At 46.6% G+C, this 6,647-nt stretch carries 3 protein-coding genes; all 3 read right to left on the minus strand.

Annotation, left to right across the window (positions count from 1 at the left end; translation table 11 throughout):
* Positions 1–125: 125 nt before the first annotated feature.
* Positions 126–845 carry an RNA polymerase sporulation sigma factor SigE gene (sigE, locus tag QMZ64_RS11025; RefSeq protein ID WP_006638262.1) on the minus strand — a complete coding sequence of 240 codons (720 nt, stop codon included), beginning with the start codon at positions 843–845 and terminating at the stop codon, positions 126–128.
* A gap of 59 nt (positions 846–904) precedes the next feature.
* Positions 905–1,834: a sigma-E processing peptidase SpoIIGA gene (gene spoIIGA / locus QMZ64_RS11030; RefSeq protein WP_265627105.1), complete on the minus strand. Its 930-nt coding sequence runs from the start codon at positions 1,832–1,834 to the stop codon at positions 905–907.
* A 182-nt stretch (positions 1,835–2,016) separates the two neighbouring features.
* Positions 2,017–6,315: a S8 family serine peptidase gene (locus QMZ64_RS11035; RefSeq protein WP_265627106.1), complete on the minus strand. Its 4,299-nt coding sequence runs from the start codon at positions 6,313–6,315 to the stop codon at positions 2,017–2,019.
* Between the last annotated feature and the right edge of the window lie 332 nt (positions 6,316–6,647).

The raw sequence follows: 6,647 nt of genomic DNA on the forward strand, positions 1-6,647 counted from the left end.
TACAGGAGCTGCTGTACAAAGTTCAGTATCTCCTCGGGTGGGAAAAATATGCATCGTTAATTTCCAAAAATAAGAAGATCGAGTCAAAAACCCTTGACTGTCAACACTTCAAATTTCATAAAAAATTAAACCATTTTATTGAATTCTTTTCGCAGCCTTTTAATAATTCTTTTTTCAAGCCGGGAAATATAGGACTGAGAGATGCCGAGCATATCGGCAACGTCTTTTTGCGTTTTTTCTTCTCCTCCGACAAGCCCGAAACGAAGCTCCATGATCTGTTTTTCTCTGTCATTGAGCTGTTCAAGCGCTTTTTTCAACAGCTTCTTATCAACGTTTGCTTCGATATCTTTTGTAATAATGTCGTTTTCTGTTCCGAGCACATCTGAGAGAAGCAGTTCATTTCCGTCCCAATCAATGTTCAGCGGTTCATCGAATGATACCTCTGAGCGAATTTTATTGTTTCTTCTTAAATACATCAAAATTTCATTTTCAATGCATCTGGAAGCATATGTAGCCAGTTTGATTTTTTTCTCGGGATTAAAGGTATTCACCGCTTTGATAAGGCCGATCGTGCCGATGGAGATTAAATCCTCGATATTGATGCCGGTATTTTCAAATTTTCTCGCGATGTAGACGACCAGCCTGAGATTTCGTTCAATCAAAATCGCTCGTGCCGCCTGATCACCATCAGGCAGCTTATGGAGAAGCACCTGCTCTTCATCTTTTGACAATGGCGGGGGCAGCGCTTCGCTTCCACCGATATAATAAATTTCGTCGCTTTTCAGCCCCAGTTTTATTAAAAGTTTGTACCACAGATAGGTTAACCTTAATTTTAGTTTTTTCATCTTCCTCCCCCTTCTAAATAAACGTCTTCAGGAGTATGATAATGTAACAGACTGCGAGTTTAAGAAACGTGTTTGACCGGGTTTCCGGCCAGCATTTTCGGATGGACGATGGCGTCAAATTCGCCGTCTGAGGAAAGCGGTGAGGTGCTGATGCCAATCAGGCATTTCGGCGCTTCAATCACCTCCTTTTCCGAAAAAATGAGCACATGATCCGGCTTTAGGCAGAGCAGAAACTGATGCTGATGGCCGACCCCGCGGTACGGAATCAGGCGGATCCGCCCGATATACGGGAGTGTTTCATCAAGTTTGCCAACGGCATCAAGCGGGCTCATTTCCTTGATGATCACACTCGCTTCTTCTCCCAATACACCTTTCAATTTTTCAATATTGACGATCATGACGGGCGTTTTTGTGATCGGGTCGTAAAGCTGGTTTCCGGAGTCAATCAATCCAGTGAAATGAAGTGTATGTTCATCAATGCCGGCCTCTAGGCGGACGCGTTCTTCATATTGAATTTTCTTCGCTTCAGCATCTTCAAAACGCTTTTTTGAAAACAGCCATACAGCCGGAAAACCCGCACCGACAAACAGCCAGCTGACCGGGTCTCCAAAACCGGACCAATTCGTCATAAAGACGCCGTTTTCCATGATCGAATCCGTTTCAAGCAAAGAATGCGCTCCAATAATCCCTCCTCCCATTAAGAAAGTGGCAAAATAGAAAGAAAACAAATTTTGCCAAAAAAACCGGAACCGCTTAAAACCAAATGTCACAAAAACGATCACAACCGAAAACGACAGTTTGCCTGCAGGATGAAGGACGTACGGCGAAAAAGGTGTAAACATAAACAGAACGATGCTTGACGCGACAAGCGCCCCTAAGATCAGCCTCCGCTTTTTAACCCTTCGCTTTAAAATAAATGCGGTCATCATTAAAAGCAGCAAGTCAAAACAAAAGTTTAACAGCCATATCGCATCTAAATAGATTTCCACATCCTTCCCCTTTCTTTGGGCTCGATGACCTTAGTGTGTTTTCCTAAGTATAAATCAAGCCCAAAGGTAAAGTCTGTCAATTAATGTTGCGCAAATCGTACATTTTTTGAAGTTTTCGTACTGAATTTGTCGATCATAAAACGAAAAAAAACGCTGCCATTGAAGACAGCGCCTTTTCACCTTTATTTCAGCTTTTCATTGATGTACAGTTTGCCTTTTGCCGTTTGTCTCGTTTCATTGCCGTAATCATCCCGGACGATGACCTCGATTTCCGCTCCTTTTGCTTTTGCGGTTGAAGTCGCGGTCCAATATCCTTCATACTTGCCTTTTGAGACTTCTCTGATCGGCAGCTCCGTTACGTTTTGGGCGGCTGTTTTGAAATTGGTAAGCGGCATTCTGATCACAAAGACAGCATCCAAATCAGCGGCGCTTTCAAACTCGATTTTCACGGTTTCTCCCGTTTTGAGCTCGAGGTCTTCAGCCGGTTTCAAGCCGGTGATTTGCGGCGCTTCAAAGTTGACATCGACCTTCACTTTTTTGATCGTTTTGTTGCCTGCCGCATCCGCTGCCGTTACTTTGATTTCATTTTGGCCGTTGTCAAGCATAATCCTCGCAGAATATTCGCCATTGTCAACAGCCGCTTTTTTGCCGTTTACATGAACAGATTTTAAGTGGTCGTCTGATACTGTTCCATTCACAGCGACAGTCTCTTTATTGAGTTTTGAACCGCTTTTCGGCGTGTCGATCGTAAGCTTCGGCTTTTTCTGGTCAAGGACGATCCGGACCGGTTCTGAAGCATCCGTCGTTCCGGAAGCCGATGACGATTTGGCGGTGATCACATTTTCACCTTTTTTCAGCGGAATCTCTTTTGAGAAAGTGCCGTCTCCCGCCGTTTTCGCCGTTCCGGCTTCTTCATCTCCGTTAAAGAGATGAACGGTCGTGTTCGGAGACGATGTCCCTTCGATGACAGCGTTCTTTTTGTTGGTGATGAATCCGTCTTTAGGAGACGTGATCACAGGCACCGCCAATTCATAGTCGACCAAAGCGCGGATCATGAAGTTGCCTTGGTCTGATGGCGCTTTCGACCATGAGCCGTCCGTATACTGCCAGTTGCGGCCTGAATATTCCCCGTCTTCGTCTGTAGCAAGTCCAGGTGAGTTGGCCAGTTCCTCTGTCTGGACGTACACGAGGTAAAAGTCTTTTCCGACGAGGATGCCTTCATCACCTAAATCGACGGTCGTCCATTCGCCTGTGCGGAGCGCTTCAGCCTTGAACGGGCCGGCGATTTTTTTGCCCGGAGAGCCTTTTTCACCCGAAGCATCGTAGACCTCGACTGCAAAATCAGTGCCGCCCGGATCAGGGAATTCTGTATCCCAGAATTTGAACAAGCCGCCTTTCAGCATGGCTTTTTCCTGCCCGTTTTCGAGCGTCATTTTAACAGCCAGCCCGTTGCCGGATTCATAGAAAGCCCAGGCGTTTTCCCCGGTTCCGTCATCATAGCCTATTTCCCCCGGATAGCCGATGAAAGGATCGAGCTCGATATCTTTTGAGACATCTCCTTTTAAATCAACGGAAAACTCGCTGCTGTAATATCCGTTTGCAGAGACCTTTACCGTATAAGAGCCTTCATAGGAAGTTAATGAATAGCTTCCGTCGCCGTCCGTCTGAACCGGTTTTACGGATGCATCTTCAACGATATACAGCTTTGCATGTCGCACGGGTTCGCCCGTTTTTTTGTTTTTTATCGTTCCGGTGAGCGTCCCTTTCTTCAGTTCCTTTAAGACAAAGTCTGCCGTCGTCGTCTTGTCGGCCTCGATTTTTACTGTTTGCGCATTTGATTCATATCCGTACGCTTCTGCTTTCAGCGTATACGTTCCAGGTGCATGATCCAAGCTGTATGCGCCTGTTGCCTGGTTGGAATATGTCGATTTGCCCGTCTCCAGCACGCTGACCTGAGCCCGCACCGGAAGAACCGCAGGAGCTGCTTTTTTCGTCTCAGAATGTTCTTGGACGGCTTCTGCCGGTTTTGCTTTTTTCGGATCAATCGTTTGTTTCTTCGTTTTCTTATCCTTCATTTTGGCCGGCTGTTTTTCAACGCCCAGGCGTTTTTTCGTGCCAGAGCTCTTCACTTCCTTCACAAGCGCTACATCATCGATATACAGCCCGTCACCTTCAATACTGTCGTCAGATTGAAGGTTGAACATGATCTTAATCGTCTGTCCCCCGTATTCCGACAAATCGACCTGTCCGTCTTTCCATTCGGACGTCCTGCCGCTGTACTCAGCAACCGGGATCCATTCATCTTTCCCTTCAGGCTGTACGTAAACGAAGCCGTAATCAAAGTCCTCTTCAACATCATGCCAATATTTGTATGTGAGATAAAGCTTTTGATTTTTTGGAACGCTGACAGGAGGCATGAGAAGATTCATATTGGCCGAACTTTCATACGGCCCTGTCAGATTTGTTGCGAATACGTTTTTTCCCGATGCTGCGGCATTCGGGCCTGACTGAGGAATACCGCGCTCCCATGAATTCTTCACGCCTGATGTGATCCAGCCGTTGGCGCCATTCTCGAAATCTTGTTTATACCCTGTTGTCACAGCCGGAGAAATCGGGATTTCGTACACTTTGGATTCCGTTTTGTTTCCTCCGAAATCGGTGACAATCCATTTGTAGGAAAGGACTTTCCCTTCAGAAACGGATATAGCCGCCTCGTACGTTCCTTTTTTATGGTCGCCGGAAGTTTGTTTGGCAGCGATCGTTACCCAATCGGAATCATCGGTTTTATAGCTCAATTTGACCGATATGATGCTGACATCGTCTTCCACATCAACTGTAAGAGGCGTTTCCGAGCCTGCGTAAATGCCGTTGATCTCTTGATGGTTTAAGACTGGCGGATTTTTGTCTTCGCCTTCTTTTCCGACTTGTCCTTCCGCTTTGCCCAACCCGTCTGTGACAGCGGACACCGCGTCAAACACGTTCACGAGCCCGTGGCCGTATCCGTTGTTCGGCGATTCGGTAAATTTGCTGTCTGTGAGCGGTGTTGCGGTTTCCATCAAAATCTTTTCAATTTCATCAACGGTGATCGACGAATCGGCCTGCTTGATAAGAGCGGCCGCGGCTGCGACATGCGGTCCTGCCATTGAAGTGCCGTCCCAGCCGTCTTGATAGCCGCTTCCAGGCACAGAAGAGCGAATGTTGACACCAGGTGCCGTTATTTCAGGCTTGGTCTCATCATACGGGGAAGGACCTTGAAGTGAAAAATCGGCTAAGCGATTATCGATGTCTGTCGCTCCGGTCGCGAACGCTTCGGGGTAGTTTGCCGGATTGGCAATCGAAGCAGGTCCTCCCGGATTGGAGAAATCAGCGTTCCCCGCAGAGAACTCAGGGAAGATGCCGGCAGCACGCCACGCTTTTACGATATCCCTGTAAAACTCATCAATCCCGGCTCCCCCAGACCACGAGTTATTGACAACATCCGGAGCCATTTCAGGGTGCGGGTTGCCATCTTTATCTTTCGGCGCCAAAATCCATTCACCCGCCGCAATCAGGTCTTCGTCCGTTCCGCCTTCATCTGAAAAAGCTTTCACGGCAATCCACTTTGCACCCGGCGCCACACCGATTTGGTTTTGGCCGTCAGGCTCTGAGCCGACCATCGTCCCGGTTACATGCGTGCCGTGCTCCAGGTCGTCAAAAGGTTCAGAAGCGCCAGAAACCGCATCATACCAGCTGAATTCGTGATCAGGCTGATCGGGATGCTGCGGGTCATATCCGCGGTATTTTTCTTTTAAGGCCGGATGATCCCACTGCGCGCCCGTATCAATTGACGCGACAACCGTGCCCGTTCCGTCATATCCCAATTTCCATGCTTTTGGCGCGTCGACTCGATTGATATTCCATTCGATTTCTTTTTCATCCTTAGCGGCCGATTTTTTCACAGACTGTTTAGCCTGTTTGATCAGCTGCCTTTTTTCGTTCGGGAGCACTTTCTCTACTTCCGGAAAAGCCGCTACTTGTTCCATGACCTCTTTCGTCGCATGGACGGCCATGCCGTTGACAATATAATAGGATCGGATTTTTTTTACTTTTCCTCGTTTTTCCTGATTTTTCAAATAACGTTTCAAATCGCTTTGCGTCTCATCCGCTTTGACTCTTAAAGCGGAGACAACAGCCGAGCGCTTTTGATATTCTGTTTTAGCCGCGCTCAACGACTTTATCTTCGCATTCTTTTCCGCCTGCTTGGCCACTTTTGGTGTATCGACTTGATCTTTCAGTTTGATCAAAAATGTGACTTGATCTTCTTTTTTAAACTGTTTGACGAGAGATTTCGAAATTTTTTCCTTCCCTGCAGCTGCTTGTTCTTTCATAGAAGTAAGCGCAGGCTTTGCCGCGGCATCTGAAACGGCGGGCATGAACAGCGAGCCGATTAACAAACTGCTTAAAATGATGGAAAACGCCTTTTTTCTCAGCTTTCTTTTCAAATGAACATCCCCCTTTTTATGAAATTGGCTGGATTTGTCCGTCCTCCCCTCCTTATGGATGCCTTGTCTGACTTTGATGTAACTTAAATATAGTAAAAACTGGTTGATTTTTTTGTCGGTATTTGTCAAGACCATGTTTAAAATCAGATAAAAAAAGGACAAAACCTTTAAGCGGTTTTGTCCTTTCAGACCGTTGACAAAATAGGTCGGATTTCTATGATCCGACCTATTTTTGTCCATTTTGTTCTATTTTTTCGACGAAAAAGCTGGCGATGAGGACCTTTCCAAGTCCAATTCGCCAGCTTTTTGAGATTCATGGCAGCGAAAACAAG

Source organism: Bacillus sp. LB7, assembly GCF_030449715.1.
GTDB lineage: Bacteria > Bacillota > Bacilli > Bacillales > Bacillaceae > Bacillus > Bacillus paralicheniformis.